The sequence below is a fragment of the Pseudomonas sp. B22(2017) genome, from assembly GCF_002113105.1.
In the GTDB taxonomy this organism is placed as follows: domain Bacteria; phylum Pseudomonadota; class Gammaproteobacteria; order Pseudomonadales; family Pseudomonadaceae; genus Aquipseudomonas; species Aquipseudomonas asiatica.
The window spans coordinates 21,961-34,658 of sequence record NZ_NEJN01000011.1 but is presented as its reverse complement, the minus strand read 5'-3'; the positions used below and the strand labels follow the sequence as shown (position 1 = coordinate 34,658).

Annotated in this window: 26 protein-coding genes; all 26 read right to left on the bottom strand. The window is 56.7% G+C overall.

Annotated elements, in window-relative coordinates; genetic code table 11:
- Positions 1–44: 44 nt before the first annotated feature.
- Complete coding sequence (gene rplQ / locus CAG18_RS20230) at positions 45–431, bottom strand: 50S ribosomal protein L17 (RefSeq protein WP_003255451.1); 387 nt, start codon at positions 429–431, stop codon at positions 45–47.
- A gap of 42 nt (positions 432–473) precedes the next feature.
- Complete coding sequence (gene rpoA / locus CAG18_RS20225; RefSeq protein WP_003255452.1) at positions 474–1,475, bottom strand: DNA-directed RNA polymerase subunit alpha; 1,002 nt, start codon at positions 1,473–1,475, stop codon at positions 474–476.
- 22 nt (positions 1,476–1,497) lie between these two features.
- Positions 1,498–2,118: a 30S ribosomal protein S4 gene (gene rpsD / locus CAG18_RS20220; RefSeq protein WP_003257114.1), complete on the bottom strand. Its 621-nt coding sequence runs from the start codon at positions 2,116–2,118 to the stop codon at positions 1,498–1,500.
- A 15-nt stretch (positions 2,119–2,133) separates the two neighbouring features.
- Positions 2,134–2,523, bottom strand: coding sequence for a 30S ribosomal protein S11 (gene rpsK, locus CAG18_RS20215; protein ID WP_003255454.1), 390 nt, complete (start codon positions 2,521–2,523; stop codon positions 2,134–2,136).
- Positions 2,524–2,541: 18 nt separating this feature from the next.
- The gene (rpsM, locus tag CAG18_RS20210; RefSeq protein ID WP_003257112.1) at positions 2,542–2,898 is read right to left on the bottom strand and encodes a 30S ribosomal protein S13; all 357 of its coding nucleotides are present in this window, start codon (positions 2,896–2,898) and stop codon (positions 2,542–2,544) included.
- 131 nt (positions 2,899–3,029) lie between these two features.
- Entirely contained in the window at positions 3,030–3,146 is a 117-nt protein-coding gene (rpmJ, locus tag CAG18_RS20205) for a 50S ribosomal protein L36 (RefSeq protein WP_002555468.1), read from the bottom strand.
- Positions 3,147–3,174: 28 nt separating this feature from the next.
- Positions 3,175–4,506 (bottom strand): preprotein translocase subunit SecY, encoded by a 1,332-nt coding sequence (gene secY / locus CAG18_RS20200; RefSeq protein WP_003257108.1) that lies wholly within the window; start codon positions 4,504–4,506, stop codon positions 3,175–3,177.
- Positions 4,507–4,941: a 50S ribosomal protein L15 gene (gene rplO, locus CAG18_RS20195; protein ID WP_003257107.1), complete on the bottom strand. Its 435-nt coding sequence runs from the start codon at positions 4,939–4,941 to the stop codon at positions 4,507–4,509.
- Between the two features lie 3 nt (positions 4,942–4,944).
- Complete coding sequence (gene rpmD, locus CAG18_RS20190; RefSeq protein WP_003255463.1) at positions 4,945–5,121, bottom strand: 50S ribosomal protein L30; 177 nt, start codon at positions 5,119–5,121, stop codon at positions 4,945–4,947.
- A 2-nt stretch (positions 5,122–5,123) separates the two neighbouring features.
- Entirely contained in the window at positions 5,124–5,624 is a 501-nt protein-coding gene (gene rpsE, locus CAG18_RS20185; protein ID WP_003255465.1) for a 30S ribosomal protein S5, read from the bottom strand.
- A 3-nt stretch (positions 5,625–5,627) separates the two neighbouring features.
- Positions 5,628–5,978: a 50S ribosomal protein L18 gene (gene rplR, locus CAG18_RS20180; protein WP_009397496.1), complete on the bottom strand. Its 351-nt coding sequence runs from the start codon at positions 5,976–5,978 to the stop codon at positions 5,628–5,630.
- Positions 5,979–5,988: 10 nt separating this feature from the next.
- Positions 5,989–6,522 carry a 50S ribosomal protein L6 gene (rplF, locus tag CAG18_RS20175; RefSeq protein WP_009681972.1) on the bottom strand — a complete coding sequence of 178 codons (534 nt, stop codon included), beginning with the start codon at positions 6,520–6,522 and terminating at the stop codon, positions 5,989–5,991.
- A 12-nt stretch (positions 6,523–6,534) separates the two neighbouring features.
- Positions 6,535–6,927: a 30S ribosomal protein S8 gene (rpsH, locus tag CAG18_RS20170; RefSeq protein ID WP_009681971.1), complete on the bottom strand. Its 393-nt coding sequence runs from the start codon at positions 6,925–6,927 to the stop codon at positions 6,535–6,537.
- A gap of 209 nt (positions 6,928–7,136) precedes the next feature.
- Positions 7,137–7,442: a 30S ribosomal protein S14 gene (gene rpsN / locus CAG18_RS20165; protein WP_013970638.1), complete on the bottom strand. Its 306-nt coding sequence runs from the start codon at positions 7,440–7,442 to the stop codon at positions 7,137–7,139.
- A gap of 13 nt (positions 7,443–7,455) precedes the next feature.
- Positions 7,456–7,995, bottom strand: coding sequence for a 50S ribosomal protein L5 (rplE, locus tag CAG18_RS20160; RefSeq protein WP_003257095.1), 540 nt, complete (start codon positions 7,993–7,995; stop codon positions 7,456–7,458).
- A 20-nt stretch (positions 7,996–8,015) separates the two neighbouring features.
- Positions 8,016–8,330: a 50S ribosomal protein L24 gene (gene rplX, locus CAG18_RS20155; RefSeq protein WP_013970637.1), complete on the bottom strand. Its 315-nt coding sequence runs from the start codon at positions 8,328–8,330 to the stop codon at positions 8,016–8,018.
- An 11-nt stretch (positions 8,331–8,341) separates the two neighbouring features.
- The gene (gene rplN, locus CAG18_RS20150; protein WP_002555479.1) at positions 8,342–8,710 is read right to left on the bottom strand and encodes a 50S ribosomal protein L14; all 369 of its coding nucleotides are present in this window, start codon (positions 8,708–8,710) and stop codon (positions 8,342–8,344) included.
- 23 nt (positions 8,711–8,733) lie between these two features.
- The gene (gene rpsQ / locus CAG18_RS20145; RefSeq protein ID WP_003255478.1) at positions 8,734–9,000 is read right to left on the bottom strand and encodes a 30S ribosomal protein S17; all 267 of its coding nucleotides are present in this window, start codon (positions 8,998–9,000) and stop codon (positions 8,734–8,736) included.
- Between the two features lie 2 nt (positions 9,001–9,002).
- On the bottom strand, positions 9,003–9,194 hold the full coding sequence (gene rpmC, locus CAG18_RS20140) for a 50S ribosomal protein L29 (RefSeq protein WP_002555481.1): 192 nt from the start codon (positions 9,192–9,194) through the stop codon (positions 9,003–9,005).
- Positions 9,194–9,607 carry a 50S ribosomal protein L16 gene (rplP, locus tag CAG18_RS20135; protein ID WP_003255479.1) on the bottom strand — a complete coding sequence of 138 codons (414 nt, stop codon included), beginning with the start codon at positions 9,605–9,607 and terminating at the stop codon, positions 9,194–9,196. The genes rpmC and rplP overlap by 1 nt, the downstream gene beginning before the upstream one ends.
- A 12-nt stretch (positions 9,608–9,619) precedes the next feature.
- Positions 9,620–10,306 carry a 30S ribosomal protein S3 gene (gene rpsC, locus CAG18_RS20130; protein WP_003255481.1) on the bottom strand — a complete coding sequence of 229 codons (687 nt, stop codon included), beginning with the start codon at positions 10,304–10,306 and terminating at the stop codon, positions 9,620–9,622.
- A 13-nt stretch (positions 10,307–10,319) separates the two neighbouring features.
- Entirely contained in the window at positions 10,320–10,652 is a 333-nt protein-coding gene (rplV, locus tag CAG18_RS20125; protein WP_003103908.1) for a 50S ribosomal protein L22, read from the bottom strand.
- A gap of 11 nt (positions 10,653–10,663) precedes the next feature.
- Entirely contained in the window at positions 10,664–10,939 is a 276-nt protein-coding gene (gene rpsS, locus CAG18_RS20120; protein ID WP_003255482.1) for a 30S ribosomal protein S19, read from the bottom strand.
- A 16-nt stretch (positions 10,940–10,955) separates the two neighbouring features.
- A complete protein-coding gene (gene rplB / locus CAG18_RS20115; RefSeq protein WP_015268750.1) occupies positions 10,956–11,780 on the bottom strand; it encodes a 50S ribosomal protein L2 in 825 nt (274 codons plus the stop codon).
- Positions 11,781–11,794: 14 nt separating this feature from the next.
- Positions 11,795–12,094: a 50S ribosomal protein L23 gene (gene rplW, locus CAG18_RS20110; RefSeq protein WP_003255484.1), complete on the bottom strand. Its 300-nt coding sequence runs from the start codon at positions 12,092–12,094 to the stop codon at positions 11,795–11,797.
- Positions 12,091–12,693 carry a 50S ribosomal protein L4 gene (gene rplD, locus CAG18_RS20105; protein ID WP_008089819.1) on the bottom strand — a complete coding sequence of 201 codons (603 nt, stop codon included), beginning with the start codon at positions 12,691–12,693 and terminating at the stop codon, positions 12,091–12,093. Before rplD ends, rplW begins: the two co-directional genes overlap by 4 nt.
- Positions 12,694–12,698 lie beyond the last annotated feature (5 nt).

Sequence of the window (12,698 nt, the reverse complement as noted above, 5' to 3'; positions counted from 1 at the left end):
AAAACCGGGCACTAGGCCCGGTTCTTTGTAGCAGACAGAACGTCTTACTCAGCAGCTTCTACAGCACCGCCGACCGGACGATCAACCAGCTCGACGTACGCCATAGGAGCGTTGTCGCCAGCGCGGAAACCGCACTTCAGGATGCGCAGGTAGCCGCCCTGACGGGTGGCGTAACGCTTGCCCAGGTCGTTGAACAGCTTGCCAACAGCGGACTTCGAACGGGTACGATCGAAGGCCAGACGGCGGTTAGCTACGCTGTCTTCCTTGGCCAGGGTGATCAGCGGCTCGGCAACGCGGCGCAGTTCCTTGGCTTTCGGCAGGGTGGTTTTGATCAGCTCGTGCTCGATCAGCGACACTGCCATGTTCTGGAACATAGCCTTGCGGTGAGAGCTGGTACGGCTCAGGTGACGTCCACTTTTACGATGACGCATGATTCATTCCTTACCAAACACTACGTTCGGTGATTACGACGATCAGGCGGTCGCCTTGTCGTCTTTCTTAAGACTTGCAGGCGGCCAGTTGTCGAGGCGCATGCCGAGAGACAGACCACGAGAGGCCAGGACGTCCTTGATTTCAGTCAGGGACTTCTTGCCCAGGTTAGGAGTCTTCAACAGCTCTACTTCGGTACGCTGAATCAGGTCGCCGATGTAGTAGATGTTCTCCGCCTTGAGGCAGTTGGCCGAACGTACAGTCAGTTCCAGGTCGTCAACCGGACGCAGCAGGATCGGATCGATCTCGTCTTCCTGCTCGACTACGACAGGCTCGCTGTCACCTTTGAGGTCGACGAACGCGGCCAGCTGCTGTTGCAGGATGGTCGCAGCGCGGCGGATAGCCTCTTCAGGATCCAGGGTGCCGTTGGTTTCCAGATCAATGACCAGCTTGTCCAGGTTGGTACGCTGTTCAACACGGGCGTTCTCGACCACATAGGCGATACGACGCACCGGGCTGAACGAAGCGTCCAACTGCAGACGGCCAATGCTACGGCTTTCGTCTTCGTCGGTTTGACGGGAGTCGGCCGGCTCGTAACCACGACCACGAGCTACAGTGAGCTTCATGTTCAGGGCGCCGTTCGACGCCAGGTTCGCGATTACGTGATCGGGGTTGACGATCTCGACATCGTGATCCAGCTGAATATCGGCAGCGGTAACCACCCCCGAACCCTTTTTCGACAAGGTCAGCGTAACTTCGTCACGACCGTGCAGTTTGATAGCCAGGCCTTTCAGGTTCAACAGGATTTCAATGACGTCTTCCTGAACACCTTCGATCGCGGAGTACTCGTGGAGTACGCCGTCGATCTCGGCCTCGACTACTGCACAGCCAGGCATGGAGGACAACAGGATGCGGCGCAGCGCGTTGCCCAGGGTATGGCCGAAACCACGCTCGAGAGGCTCGAGCGTAATCTTGGCGCGGGTCGGACTGACTACCTGCACATCAATGTGGCGGGGAGTCAGGAACTCATTTACCGAAATCTGCATGGATGCACCTATTTTCTAGCCCTTACTTGGAGTAGAGCTCGACAATCAGGTTCTCGTTGATGTCGGCAGACAGGTCGCTGCGAGCAGGAACGTTCTTGAAAACGCCCGACTTTTTAGCAGCATCCACGTCAACCCACTCAACGCGGCCACGCTGGGCGCACAGTTCAAGGGCTTGAACAATGCGCAGCTGGTTCAGCGACTTCTCGCGAACCGCGACCACGTCACCCGGACGAACTTGGTAGGATGGAATGTTTACAGTCTTACCGTTGACGCTGATCGCTTTGTGCGAAACCAGCTGACGGGACTCGGAACGAGTCGAGCCGAAGCCCATACGGTAGACGACGTTATCCAGACGGCACTCGAGCAGTTGCAGCAGGTTCTCACCGGTTGCGCCTTTTTTCGAGGCTGCAGCCTGGTAGTAACCGCGGAACTGACGCTCCAGAACACCGTAGATACGACGAACTTTTTGCTTCTCGCGCAGCTGGGTACCGTAGTCGGACTGACGGCCACGGCGCTGGCCGTGGATACCTGGGGCTGCTTCGATGTTGCACTTCGATTCCAGAGCGCGAACGCCGCTCTTCAGGAACAGGTCAGTGCCTTCACGACGAGACAGTTTGCATTTTGGACCAATGTAACGTGCCATTTATCTGTCTCCTGATTACACGCGACGCTTCTTCGGCGGACGGCACCCGTTGTGCGGGATTGGCGTCACGTCGGTGATGCTGGCGATCTTGTAGCCGCAGCTGTTCAATGCACGAACGGCGGACTCACGACCTGGACCTGGACCCTTGACGTTTACGTCGAGGTTCTTCAGACCGTATTCCAGCGCAGCTTGACCAGCACGCTCAGCAGCGATCTGGGCTGCGAACGGGGTGGATTTGCGCGAACCACGGAAACCCGAACCACCGGAGGTCGCCCAGGACAAAGCGTTGCCCTGACGGTCGGTGATGGTCACGATGGTGTTGTTGAAAGAGGCATGGATGTGGGCGATGCCATCAACCACTGTCTTTTTGACTTTCTTACGAGGACGAGCAGCAGGTTTTGCCATGTCTATATTCCTGGGCGATTACTTGCGGATCGGCTTACGCGGGCCCTTACGGGTGCGTGCGTTGGTCTTGGTGCGCTGACCGCGAACCGGCAGACCTTTACGATGACGCAGGCCGCGGTAGCAACCCAGGTCCATCAAGCGCTTGATCTTCATGTTGATGTCACGACGCAGGTCACCTTCGGTGGTGAACTTCGCGACTTCGCCACGCAGGGTTTCGATTTGCTCGTCGCTCAGATCCTTGATCTTAGCGGCTGGGTTTACACCAGCGTCTGCACAGATCTTCTGTGCAGTAGTGCGACCGACACCATAGATGTAGGTCAGCGAGATAACAGCATGCTTGTTATCTGGAATGTTGACGCCTGCAATACGGGCCATTCAGTGGGACTCCAATTGACAGCTACCTACGCCCCGGAAGCCAAGAAATAGGGCGCGAGATAATATCGCTGTAGAAACGAATAATCAACCCAGCAGCACACTAGCTGCTGGGTTTGAAGCGCAGATCACACTCAGCCTTGGCGCTGTTTGTGACGCGGTTCCGCGCTGCAGATCACTCGTACGACGCCTTCGCGACGGATGATCTTGCAGTTACGGCACAGCTTTTTCACCGATGCACGAACTTTCATTACCGACTCCTCGAACCTTAGGGGCGTATCAGCGCAGCAGACCGCTGCCACCGTAGCCTTTCAGGTTGGCTTTCTTCATCAGGGATTCGTACTGGTGCGAAACGAGGTGCGATTGTACTTGGGACATGAAGTCCATCACAACCACTACCACAATCAGCAACGAGGTCCCGCCAAGGTAGAACGGCACATTTGCTGCCACCACCAGGAACTGGGGCAGAAGGCAGACGGCCATCATGTAAAGAGCACCGAACATGGTCAGACGGGTCAGAACGCCATCAATGTAGCGTGCCGACTGCTCACCAGGACGGATACCCGGAATAAAGGCACCGGACTTCTTCAGGTTTTCCGCTACGTCTTTCGGGTTGAACATCAGCGCTGTGTAGAAGAAGCAGAAGAAAATGATCCCTGCACTAAACAGCAGAATGTTCAACGGCTGACCAGGAGCGATCGACTGCGAGATGTCCTGCAGCCAGCCCATACCTTCGGACTGACCGAACCAGGCACCCAGCGAAGCCGGGAACAGCAGAATGCTGCTCGCGAAAATGGCCGGGATAACCCCCGCCATGTTCACCTTCAGCGGCAAGTGGCTGGTCTGCGCAGCGAAGACCTTGCGGCCCTGCTGACGCTTGGCGTAGTGAACGGCGATACGACGCTGACCACGCTCAATGAACACCACAAAACCGATAATCGCTACTGCCAGCAAACCGATAGCGACCAGGGCGAAAATGTTGATATCGCCTGTGCGCGCAGACTCGAAAGACTGCCCGATTGCTCTCGGAAGACCGGCAACGATACCCGCGAAGATCAACATCGAGATACCGTTGCCCACACCGCGCTCGGTGATCTGCTCGCCCAGCCACATCATGAACATCGCGCCTGCCACGAAGGTGGAGACGGCAACGACATGGAAGCCCAGGCCTACAGAAAACGCAACGCCCTGGTTGGCCAGGCCAATGGACATGCCAATGGCTTGAACCAGTGCCAGGATAACGGTGCCGTAGCGGGTGTACTGGCTGATCTTGCGACGGCCAGCTTCACCTTCCTTCTTCAACTGTTCCAGTTGCGGGCTGACCGCCGTCATCAGCTGCATGATGATCGATGCCGAGATGTACGGCATGATCCCCAGTGCAAAGATGCTCATGCGCTCAAGCGCGCCACCGGAAAACATGTTGAACAAGCTAAGAATGGTCCCCTCATTCTGCCGAAACAGATCCGCCAGACGGTCTGGATTGATGCCAGGAACCGGGATATGCGCACCTATCCGATAGACGATGATCGCCATGAACAGAAAGCGCAGACGAGCCCAGAGTTCCGACATCCCGCCCTTACCGAGCGAAGAGAGAGCACCTTGCTTAGCCATTTATTCCTCGAACTTGCCGCCAGCTGCTTCGATAGCCGCACGCGCACCCTTGGTGGCTGCGATACCCTTGATGGTGACTGCGCGAGTGACTTCGCCAGACAGCATGATTTTCACGCGCTGTACGTTCTGGCCGATCACGTTGGCATCCTTCAGGGATTGCACGGAGATCACGTCGCCTTCCACCTTGGCCAGCTCGGACAGACGCACTTCGGCGCGGTCCATGGCTTTCAGGGAAACGAAGCCGAACTTCGGCAGACGACGGTGCAGCGGCTGTTGACCGCCTTCGAAGCCAGGAGCGATCGAACCACCCGAACGGGAAGTCTGACCTTTGTGGCCACGGCCGCCGGTCTTGCCCAGACCGCTACCGATACCACGACCTGGACGATGCTTCTCGCGACGGGAACCCGGCGCTGGACTCAGATCATTGAGTTTCATCGATTAACCCTCGACCTTCAGCATGTAGTAAGCCTTGTTGATCATCCCGCGGTTTTCGGGAGTATCCTGGACTTCTACAGTGTGACCGATGCGACGCAGACCCAGGCCCTTAACGCACAGCTTGTGGTTAGGCAGACGGCCCGAGACGCTCTTGATCAGCGTTACTTTTACGGTTGCCATGATCAGAAGATCTCCTCGACGCTCTTGCCGCGCTTGGCAGCAATGGATTCAGGAGATTGCATGGCTTTCAGACCCTTGAAGGTGGCGTAAACCACGTTCACAGGGTTGGTCGAACCGTAGCACTTGGCCAGAACGTTCTGAACACCAGCAACTTCCAGGACAGCACGCATTGCGCCACCGGCGATGATACCGGTACCTTCCGAGGCAGGCTGCATGTAAACCTTCGAGGCGCCGTGGGCAGCCTTGGTGGCGTACTGCAGGGTGGTGCCCTTCAGGTCAACCTGGATCATGTTGCGGCGAGCAGCTTCCATGGCTTTCTGGATCGCGGCAGGTACTTCGCGCGATTTGCCACGGCCGAAGCCAACACGGCCCTTACCATCACCTACCACGGTCAGCGCGGTGAAGGTGAAGATACGGCCGCCTTTTACGGTTTTGGCAACGCGGTTAACTTGAACCAGCTTCTCGATGTAGCCTTCGTCGCGCTTTTGATCGTTATTTGCCATAACTTAGAACTCCAGCCCGCCTTCACGAGCAGCATCGGCCAGCGCTTTGACGCGGCCATGGTACTTGAAGCCGGAACGGTCAAAGGCAACTTGAGATACACCGGCGGCTTTCGCACGCTCAGCTACCAGCTTGCCAACCTTAGTGGCCGCGTCGATGTTGCCAGTGGCGCCATCACGCAGTTCTTTGTCCAAGGTCGAGGCGCTTGCCAGAACCTTGCTGCCGTCGGCCGAAATGACCTGGGCGTAGATGTGCTGCGAGGAGCGGAACACGCACAGGCGCACGACTTCGAGTTCGTGCATCTTGAGACGTGCTTTGCGAGCGCGACGCAGTCGAGTAACTTTTTTGTCGGTCATTTGCTAGGCCCTACTTCTTCTTGGCTTCTTTACGACGGACTACTTCGTCCGCGTAACGCACACCCTTGCCTTTGTAAGGCTCTGGCGGACGGAAGTCGCGGATTTCAGCGGCCACCTGACCCACCAGCTGCTTGTCGATACCCTTGATCAGGATGTCGGTCTGGCTTGGGGTTTCAGCGGTGATACCGGCTGGCAGTTCGTAGTCCACTGGGTGCGAGAAGCCCAGGGCCAGGTTCAGGACGGTGCCCTTGGCCTGTGCCTTGTAACCAACACCGACCAGCTGGAGCTTGCGCTCGAAGCCTTGGCTTACGCCCTGGACCATGTTGTTCACCAGAGCGCGGGTGGTACCGGCCATGGCGCGAGCTTGCTGGTCACCGTTACGAGCGACGAAACGCAGCTCGCCAGACTCTTCGGTAACTTCAACAGACGAGTGAACGTTCAGTTCGAGAGTGCCTTTGGCACCCTTCACCGAAAGCTGCTGGCCGGCGAATTTGACTTCGACGCCTGCTGGCAGCTTAACGGGGTTCTTAGCGACGCGAGACATGCCTATCTCCCCTTAGAACACTGTGCACAGAACTTCGCCGCCGACACCGGCAGCGCGCGCAGCGCGATCAGTCATCACACCTTTGTTGGTGGAGACGATAGACACGCCCAGACCGCCACGTACTTTCGGCAGTTCTGCAACGGACTTGTACTGGCGCAGGCCTGGACGGCTGGAGCGCTTCAGTTCCTCGATGACCGGACGGCCTTCGAAGTACTTCAGTTCGATCGACAGGGAAGGCTTGGCCTCACCAGTTACCTGGTAGCCGGCGATGTAACCTTCGTCTTTCAGAACTTTGGCAACCGCGACCTTCAGGGTGGAGGAAGGCATGCTTACGACGGACTTTTCAGCCATCTGGGCATTACGGATGCGAGTTAGCATGTCCGCTAACGGGTCCTGCATACTCATGGGCTAGATGCTCCTGATACAAGAATTATTAGCCTTGCGGCTATCACAACCACCCGAGCGGACAGGGCAAAAAACCCAGGCTCAGGTGAGCCGGTCATTCTAGACACAAGGTAGAAACGAAACAAGCCCCATATAGGGGCTTGTTTGTTGGCGAGGTCACCGGCGGTCGGAAGATTGCTCCCCTTCCGCCGGGATCCAGCCTGCTGCGATTACCAGGAGGCCTTGACCAGACCTGGTACGTCACCGCGCATTGCAGCTTGACGCAGCATGTTACGGCCCAGGCCGAACTTACGGTATACACCGTGAGGACGACCGGTCAGGCGGCAACGGTTGCGCAGACGCGAAGCGCTGGCATCACGTGGCTGCTTCTGCAGGGCGACAACGGCAGCGAAACGCTCTTCAGGAGAGGCGTTCAGGTTGACGATGGTCGCTTTCAGCTCGGCACGCTTTTTGGCGTACTTGGCTACCGTGAGCTGACGCTTCAGCTCGCGGTTTTTCATGCTCTTCTTGGCCATTTTCCTACTCCAATCAGTTGCGGAACGGGAACTTGAAAGCACGCAGCAGAGCGCGGCCTTCGTCGTCCGAACGAGCAGTGGTGGTCAGGGTGATGTCCAAACCGCGCAGAGCATCGATCTTGTCGTAGTCGATTTCCGGGAAGATGATCTGCTCTTTCACGCCCATGCTGTAGTTGCCACGGCCATCGAAGGACTTGGCATTCAGGCCGCGGAAGTCGCGAACCCGAGGCAGGGAGATCGCCAGCAGGCGGTCCAGGAATTCGTACATCTTGTCGCGACGCAGGGTCACCTTGACACCGATCGGCCAGCCTTCACGGACTTTGAAGCCCGCGATGGATTTACGAGCGAAAGTCACGACCGGCTTTTGACCGGTGATCTTTTCCAGGTCGGCAACAGCGTGCTCGATGACTTTCTTGTCGCCGATCGCTTCGCCCAGACCCATGTTCAGGGTGATCTTGGTAACGCGCGGAACTTCCATCACGTTCGACAGCTTAAGTTCTTCCTTAAGCTTAGGAGCGATTTCGTTCCGGTAAATCTCTTTCAGTCGTGCCATGGTCTTCTACCTAGCAGTGTTCAAGCATCAACCGCTTTTTGGGTCGACTTGAAGACACGAATTTTTTTACCGTCTTCTACTTTGAAACCAACGCGGTCAGCCTTGTTGGTTTCGCCGTTGAAGATGGCAACGTTGGAAGCGTGCAGAGGCGCTTCTTTTTCGACGATACCGCCCTGTACGCCCGCCATCGGGTTAGGCTTGGTATGACGCTTGACCAGGTTCACACCACCAACAACCAGACGGTTGTCAGCCAGAACCTTCAGCACCTTACCGCGCTTACCTTTGTCTTTGCCGGCGATCACGATGATCTCGTCGTCACGACGAATCTTTTGCATGTCGGATCTCCTTACAGCACTTCAGGGGCGAGCGAGACGATCTTCATGAACTTCTCGGTACGAAGTTCACGGGTCACTGGCCCGAAGATGCGAGTGCCGATCGGCTCTTGCTTGTTGTTCAGCAGAACAGCAGCGTTGCCGTCGAAACGAATGATGGAACCGTCAGCGCGACGAACACCGTGACGGGTGCGCACGACAACAGCAGTCATCACTTGGCCTTTCTTGACCTTACCGCGCGGAATTGCTTCCTTGACGGTTACCTTGATGATGTCACCGATGCCGGCGTAACGGCGGTGCGAACCACCGAGCACCTTGATGCACATGACGCGACGAGCGCCGCTGTTATCGGCCACATCGAGCATGGATTGAGTCTGAATCATAAAATTTCTCCGACCCCTAGCCCTTAGACTTCAACAGCGCGTTCGAGGACTTCAACCAGTGCCCAGGACTTGGTCTTGGCCAGCGGACGGGTTTCACGGATGGAAACCTTGTCGCCGATCTTGCACTGGTTGGCTTCGTCGTGCGCGTGCAGCTTAGTCGAACGCTTAACGTATTTACCGTAGATCGGGTGCTTTACGCGACGCTCGATCAGAACGGTGATGGTCTTGTCCATTTTGTCGCTGACGACACGGCCAGTCAGCGTACGGACGGTTTTTTCAGCTTCAGCCATGATCACTTACCTGCCTGCTGGTTGAGCACAGTTTTCACGCGAGCGATGTCACGCTTAACTTGCGAGAGCAGGTGCGACTGCCCCAACTGGCCAGTTGCTTTCTGCATACGCAGATTGAACTGGTCGCGCAGCAAGCCGAGCAGTTGCTCATTCAGTTGCTGTGCCGATTTTTCACGAAGTTCATTCGCTTTCATCACATCACCGTCCGCTTAACAAAGGAGGTGGCGAGAGGCAGCTTTGCAGCAGCCAGGGCGAAAGCTTCGCGCGCCAGCTCTTCAGAAACACCCTCGATTTCATACAGGACTTTGCCTGGCTGAATCTGGGCAACCCAGTATTCCACGGAACCCTTACCTTTACCCATACGAACCTCGAGAGGCTTCTTGGAGATCGGCTTGTCCGGGAACACACGGATCCAGATCTTACCGCCACGTTTTACGTGACGGGTCAGCGCACGACGTGCGGACTCGATCTGGCGAGCGGTGAGGCGACCGCGAGCAACAGCTTTCAGGGCGAATTCGCCGAAGCTGACTTTGCTACCGCGCAGTGCCAGACCACGGTTGTGGCCAGTCATCTGCTTGCGGAATTTTGTACGCTTTGGTTGCAACATTTGGCGTACCCCTTACTTAGCAGCTTTTTTACGAGGCGCTGGTGCTTGTGGTTTCAGTTCTTCTTGGCGACCACCAATAACTTCGCCTTTGAAGATCCAAACCTTCACACCGATCACACCGTAAGTGGTGTGAGCTTCGTAGGTGTTGTAGTCGATATCGGCACGCAGGGTGTGCAGAGGCACACGACCTTCGCGATACCACTCGGTACGAGCAATCTCAGCACCGCCGAGACGACCGCTCACCTGGATCTTGATGCCCTTGGCACCAATACGCATGGCGTTCTGTACGGCGCGCTTCATGGCGCGACGGAACATTACGCGGCGCTCCAGCTGCTGAGCTACGCTCTGCGCAACCAGCATAGCGTCGAGTTCCGGCTTGCGGATCTCTTCGATGTTGATGTGCACAGGCACACCCATCTGCTTGGTCAGGTCCTGACGCAGCTTCTCGACATCTTCACCTTTCTTACCGATAACGATACCGGGACGAGCGGTGTGGATGGTGATGCGTGCAGTTTGAGCCGGACGATGAATATCGATACGGCTTACGGACGCGCTTTTTAGTTTGTCTTGGAGGTACTCACGCGTTTTCAGATCCTTCAACAGGTAATCTGCGTAAGTAGCACCGTCTGCGTACCAGACGGAGGTGTGCTCCTTGACGATTCCCAGGCGAATGCCAGTGGGATGTACTTTCTGACCCATCTGATCGACTCCGTTACTTGTCCGCAACCTTGACAGTGATATGGCAAGACCGCTTGACGATGCGATCAGCACGGCCTTTGGCACGTGGCATGATGCGCTTCAGCGAACGCCCTTCGTTGACGAAGACGGTGGAGACCTTCAGGTCATCAACGTCTGCGCCTTCGTTGTGTTCGGCGTTGGCAACGGCCGACTCGAGGACTTTCTTCATGATTTCAGCGGCTTTTTTGCTGCTGAAGGCCAACAGGTTGAGCGCTTCGCCCACCTTCTTCCCGCGGATCTGGTCGGCGACCAAGCGGGCTTTCTGGGCGGAGATGCGAGCGCCCGACAACTTAGCGGCTACTTCCATTTCCTTACCCCTTAACGCTTGGCTTTCTTGTCAGCCACGTGCCCGCGATAGGTGCGGGTACCGGCGAACTCGCCCAGTTTGTGGCCGACCATGTCTTCGTTCACCAGAACTGGGACATGTTGACGACCGTTGTGTACCGCGATGGTCAGACCGACCATTTGTGGCAGGATCATCGAACGGCGCGACCAGGTTTTAACTGGCTTGCGATCGTTCTTCTCCACCGCCACTTCGACCTTCTTCAGCAGGTGAAGATCGATAAAAGGACCTTTTTTCAGAGAACGTGGCACTGTCGTATCCCTCTAGTTACTTGCGACGACGGACGATCATGTTGTCGGTACGCTTATTACCACGGGTCTTCGCACCCTTGGTTGGGAAGCCCCATGGCGATACCGGATGACGACCACCGGAGGTACGACCTTCACCACCACCATGTGGGTGGTCAACCGGGTTCATGGCAACACCACGAACGGTTGGGCGAACGCCGCGCCAGCGTTTGGCACCAGCTTTACCCAGCGAACGCAGGCTGTGCTCGGAGTTCGAGACTTCGCCCAGGGTCGCACGGCACTCAGCCAGTACTTTACGCATCTCACCGGAACGCAGACGCAGAGTCACGTAGACGCCTTCACGAGCGATCAGCTGAGCCGAAGCACCAGCGGAACGAGCGATCTGAGCACCTTTACCCGGCTTCAGTTCGATGCCGTGAATGGTGCTACCTACTGGGATATTGCGCAGCTGCAGGGAGTTACCGGCCTTGATTGGGGCCAGGGCACCTGCGATCAGCTGGTCACCAGCGCTCACGCCTTTAGGGGCGATGATGTAGCGACGCTCACCGTCTGCGTAGCACAGCAGGGCGATGTGAGCAGTACGGTTCGGGTCGTATTCGATACGCTCGACAGTGGCTGGGATGCCATCTTTGTCGTTGCGACGGAAGTCGACCAGACGGTAATGCTGCTTATGACCACCACCAACGTGACGAGTGGTGATGCGGCCATTGTTGTTACGACCACCAGACTTCGATTTTTTCTCGATCAGCGGTGCGTGAGGAGCGCCTTTGTGCAGCTCCTGGTTGACCACCTTGACCACGAAACGGCGGCCAGGGGAAGTCGGTTTGCATTTAACGATTGCCATGATGCACCCCTTCCTTACTCAGCACTGCTGCTGAAATCGAGATCTTGGCCTGGCTGAAGGGAGACGATCGCCTTCTTCCAGTCATTACGCTTGCCCAGACCACGTGCGGTACGCTTGGTTTTACCCAGAACGTTAACAGTCGACACGTTTTCAACTTTTACGTTGAACAGGCCTTCGACAGCTTTCTTGATTTCCAGCTTGGTTGCATCGGTAGCAACCTTGAATACGAACTGGCCTTTTTTCTCAGCCAGAACGGTAGCCTTCTCGGAAACGTGCGGGCCAAGGAGGACTTTGAATACGCGTTCCTGGTTCATCCCAGCAGCTCCTCGAATTTCTTCACGGCCGAGACAGTGATCAACACTTTCTCGTATGCGATCAGACTGACCGGGTCGGAACCTTGTACGTCACGTACGTCAACGTGCGGCAGGTTGCGAGCAGCCAGGTACAGGTTCTGATCAACAGCGTCGGAAACGATCAGTACGTCGTTCAGACCCATGCCGTTCAGCTTGTTCAGCAGATCTTTGGTTTTCGGTGCTTCAACAGCGAAGTCCTGAACCACGACCAGACGGTCGCTACGCACCAGCTCAGCGAGGATGGAGCGCAGGGCTGCGCGGTACATCTTCTTGTTGAGCTTCTGCGAGTGATCTTGAGGGCGAGCTGCGAAGGTTACACCACCGCCACGCCAGATCGGACCACGAGTGGTACCAGCACGAGCACGGCCAGTACCCTTCTGACGCCATGGGCGCTTACCGCCACCGGCCACGTCGGAACGGGTCTTCTGCTGCTTGGTGCCCTGACGGCCGCCGGCCATGTAGGCCACGACTGCTTGGTGTACCAGCGTCTCGTTGAATTCGCCACCGAAAGTCAGTTCGGAAACTTCGATCGCCTGAGCGTCATTTACATTGAGTTGCATGTCAG

Bases quoted from the DNA above. Each gene is read 5' to 3' on its own strand.
- rplQ (WP_003255451.1), bottom strand. From the start codon at position 431: ATGCGTCATCGTAAAAGTGGACGTCACCTGAGCCGTACCAGCTCTCAC.
- rpoA (WP_003255452.1), bottom strand. From the start codon at position 1,475: ATGCAGATTTCGGTAAATGAGTTCCTGACTCCCCGCCACATTGATGTG.
- rpsD (WP_003257114.1), bottom strand. From the start codon at position 2,118: ATGGCACGTTACATTGGTCCAAAATGCAAACTGTCTCGTCGTGAAGGC.
- rpsK (WP_003255454.1), bottom strand. From the start codon at position 2,523: ATGGCAAAACCTGCTGCTCGTCCTCGTAAGAAAGTCAAAAAGACAGTG.
- rpsM (WP_003257112.1), bottom strand. From the start codon at position 2,898: ATGGCCCGTATTGCAGGCGTCAACATTCCAGATAACAAGCATGCTGTT.
- rpmJ (WP_002555468.1), bottom strand. From the start codon at position 3,146: ATGAAAGTTCGTGCATCGGTGAAAAAGCTGTGCCGTAACTGCAAGATC.
- secY (WP_003257108.1), bottom strand. From the start codon at position 4,506: ATGGCTAAGCAAGGTGCTCTCTCTTCGCTCGGTAAGGGCGGGATGTCG.
- rplO (WP_003257107.1), bottom strand. From the start codon at position 4,941: ATGAAACTCAATGATCTGAGTCCAGCGCCGGGTTCCCGTCGCGAGAAG.
- rpmD (WP_003255463.1), bottom strand. From the start codon at position 5,121: ATGGCAACCGTAAAAGTAACGCTGATCAAGAGCGTCTCGGGCCGTCTG.
- rpsE (WP_003255465.1), bottom strand. From the start codon at position 5,624: ATGGCAAATAACGATCAAAAGCGCGACGAAGGCTACATCGAGAAGCTG.
- rplR (WP_009397496.1), bottom strand. From the start codon at position 5,978: ATGACCGACAAAAAAGTTACTCGACTGCGTCGCGCTCGCAAAGCACGT.
- rplF (WP_009681972.1), bottom strand. From the start codon at position 6,522: ATGTCTCGCGTCGCTAAGAACCCCGTTAAGCTGCCAGCAGGCGTCGAA.
- rpsH (WP_009681971.1), bottom strand. From the start codon at position 6,927: ATGAGTATGCAGGACCCGTTAGCGGACATGCTAACTCGCATCCGTAAT.
- rpsN (WP_013970638.1), bottom strand. From the start codon at position 7,442: ATGGCCAAGAAGAGCATGAAAAACCGCGAGCTGAAGCGTCAGCTCACG.
- rplE (WP_003257095.1), bottom strand. From the start codon at position 7,995: ATGGCACGACTGAAAGAGATTTACCGGAACGAAATCGCTCCTAAGCTT.
- rplX (WP_013970637.1), bottom strand. From the start codon at position 8,330: ATGCAAAAGATTCGTCGTGACGACGAGATCATCGTGATCGCCGGCAAA.
- rplN (WP_002555479.1), bottom strand. From the start codon at position 8,710: ATGATTCAGACTCAATCCATGCTCGATGTGGCCGATAACAGCGGCGCT.
- rpsQ (WP_003255478.1), bottom strand. From the start codon at position 9,000: ATGGCTGAAGCTGAAAAAACCGTCCGTACGCTGACTGGCCGTGTCGTC.
- rpmC (WP_002555481.1), bottom strand. From the start codon at position 9,194: ATGAAAGCGAATGAACTTCGTGAAAAATCGGCACAGCAACTGAATGAG.
- rplP (WP_003255479.1), bottom strand. From the start codon at position 9,607: ATGTTGCAACCAAAGCGTACAAAATTCCGCAAGCAGATGACTGGCCAC.
- rpsC (WP_003255481.1), bottom strand. From the start codon at position 10,306: ATGGGTCAGAAAGTACATCCCACTGGCATTCGCCTGGGAATCGTCAAG.
- rplV (WP_003103908.1), bottom strand. From the start codon at position 10,652: ATGGAAGTAGCCGCTAAGTTGTCGGGCGCTCGCATCTCCGCCCAGAAA.
- rplB (WP_015268750.1), bottom strand. From the start codon at position 11,780: ATGGCAATCGTTAAATGCAAACCGACTTCCCCTGGCCGCCGTTTCGTG.
- rplW (WP_003255484.1), bottom strand. From the start codon at position 12,094: ATGAACCAGGAACGCGTATTCAAAGTCCTCCTTGGCCCGCACGTTTCC.
- rplD (WP_008089819.1), bottom strand. From the start codon at position 12,693: ATGCAACTCAATGTAAATGACGCTCAGGCGATCGAAGTTTCCGAACTG.